This is a genomic window from Streptomyces sp. NBC_01092, assembly GCF_045039535.1.
In the GTDB taxonomy this organism is placed as follows: Bacteria; Actinomycetota; Actinomycetes; order Streptomycetales; family Streptomycetaceae; genus Streptomyces.
Window position 1 is genome coordinate 9,843,017 of record NZ_CP108659.1, and the last position, 2,003, is coordinate 9,845,019.

Annotated in this window: 2 protein-coding genes; one reads left to right on the forward strand and one right to left on the reverse strand. The window is 72.0% G+C overall.

Annotation, left to right across the window (positions count from 1 at the left end; all coding sequences use genetic code 11):
- The first annotated feature begins 152 nt into the window (after window positions 1-152).
- Window positions 153-1,082, forward strand: a complete 930-nt coding sequence (locus OG254_RS44460; RefSeq protein ID WP_405593429.1) for a UTP--glucose-1-phosphate uridylyltransferase — start codon at window positions 153-155, stop codon at window positions 1,080-1,082.
- A gap of 36 nt (window positions 1,083-1,118) precedes the next feature.
- Here OG254_RS44460 and OG254_RS44465 read toward each other — a convergent pair whose 3' ends face one another.
- The gene (locus OG254_RS44465; RefSeq protein WP_405593430.1) at window positions 1,119-1,574 is read right to left on the reverse strand and encodes an Rrf2 family transcriptional regulator; all 456 of its coding nucleotides are present in this window, start codon (window positions 1,572-1,574) and stop codon (window positions 1,119-1,121) included.
- Between the last annotated feature and the right edge of the window lie 429 nt (window positions 1,575-2,003).

Consider the following 2,003-nt stretch of genomic DNA (forward strand, 5'->3'; position numbering starts at 1 on the left):
AGGTGGCTCGTCTGTGACAGTGGGTTCGACGGCGGTGGAGATCACGTGCTGCCGTGACCGGCGGTCGCTCGGCAGGGCCACGACAGGCGTTGGTAGCGTCGACCACGCCGCGCCTGCCGGTGCGGTGCGCCCGATCGACCGAGAGAGATGCGATGTCCCCGACGATTCGCAGGGCTGTCATCCCCGCCGCCGGACTCGGCTCCCGTCTGCTGCCCCTGACGAAGGCGACACCGAAGGAGATGCTCCCGGTCGGCGACAAGCCGGTCATCGAGCACACCGTGCGCGAGCTGGTGGACTCCGGCATCACCGACATCACCATCGTGGTCTCCGGCGGCAAGAGCCTCATCCAGGAGCACTTCCGCCCCAACCCCGCCCTCGTCGAGCAGCTCCGCGAGGACGGCAAGGCGGCCTACGCCGACGCCGTCGAGGAGGTCGCGGAGCTGGCCCGCAAGGGCCACATCACCTACCTCGACCAGTACGGCCCGTACGGCAACGGCACCCCGGTACTGAACGCCGCCCGCTCCTTCGGCGACGAGCCCGTGCTCGTTCTGTGGCCCGACGACGTCTTCGTGGCCGAGGTCCCGCGCGCCCAGCAGCTGATCCGGGCCTACGAGCAGACCGGCTGCCCGGTGCTGGCCCTGTTGCCGATGGACCCCACCGAGTCGCAGCGCTACGGCGTCCCGATCGTCAAGGAGGACCTCGGCGGCGGCCAGCTGCGCATCACCGGTCTCGTCGAGAAGCCCGAGCCCGCCTCCGCCCCGTCGTCGTACGCGGCCATCGGCGGCTACGTCGTCACCCCCGGCATCATCGACGAGCTGCGCGAACAGACCCGCCGCTGGTACGAGCACCGGACCGGCGAGGTGTATCTGACCGACGCCATCAACGCCTACGCCGCCACCCGCGCGGTGTACGGGCAGGTCATCAAGGGCCGCTGGTACGACACGGGCAACCCGGCCGACTACCTGGTCGCCCAGATGGCGTCCGCTCTCGCCCACCCCGAGTACGGCCCCCTGTTGCGCGGCCTGGTCGCCGGCCTCGACGACGACACCGCTGCCGCACACCGGCCGGAGAACGGCAGCTGACCCACTGGTGGCCCGGCCGATGAGGGCGCGGTGGGGTCACCCGCCCTCAAGGGCCGAGCGCACGATGCGCCGCACCGCCGGGGTCCGGTCCAGCTCCGCCCTGATCTCGGCGAGATTCTGCGCGGCCAGAGCCTGGTGCCAGGCCTCCTCCGTCTTGCGCATCGCCGAGTTGACGGCGCACGGACCCGTGGGCGCGGGCGACAGGTCGCCGATCTTCCCGCAGCAGCGGATCTCCGCGCAGTGGAAGAGGTGCGCGTCGCCCTCGATGGCCTCCACCACGTCCAGCAGGGTGATGGACTCGAGCGGCTTGGCCAGGCTGAACCCGCCGCGCGGCCCGGATACCGAGACCACGAGTCCGGCGCGGGCGAGCTGCTGCAACTGCTTGTTGAGATAGGACGCCGAGAGGCCGTGGGCCTCGGCGAGCCGGCCGTTGCCCACCGGGCCGCCGCCGATCATGTCCAGGTTGAGCAGCGTGTGCAGCGCCCACTCCACCCCTTTAGAACCAGCCTCGCCCGCGTGAACTCTCTCGCGGGCGGGGCTTTCTGCTTCCGCCGCGTCCCCCGTGCCCCGCACCCGCCCCGGCGTTGCGCCGCCCGGTGCGCCTCAACAGCCGTCCGTCACCGCGCGGTTACTAGGGTTTTTCCCGTCCCCCCGGACCGAGACTTTCGCCGTGCCGCATCCCAGAGAACCCGCAGAACACGCCGTCTGACCTGAGCCGACGCCCCGGCGTCCCGACCCGGGTCCCGGCCCGGGTCGATCCGACGGGGCGGCCGCCCATCCCCCGGGGCGGCCGCCCTCTGCGTGCACTCGCGTACCCGCGCCTGTGCCGCCGAGCCGGGCGGACGCCCGGTCCGTGACCCCACCGGCCCTGGCCCGGCCGACGACATCCCGCATCGGTAACCGCTGTCGAGGTGACTTGAG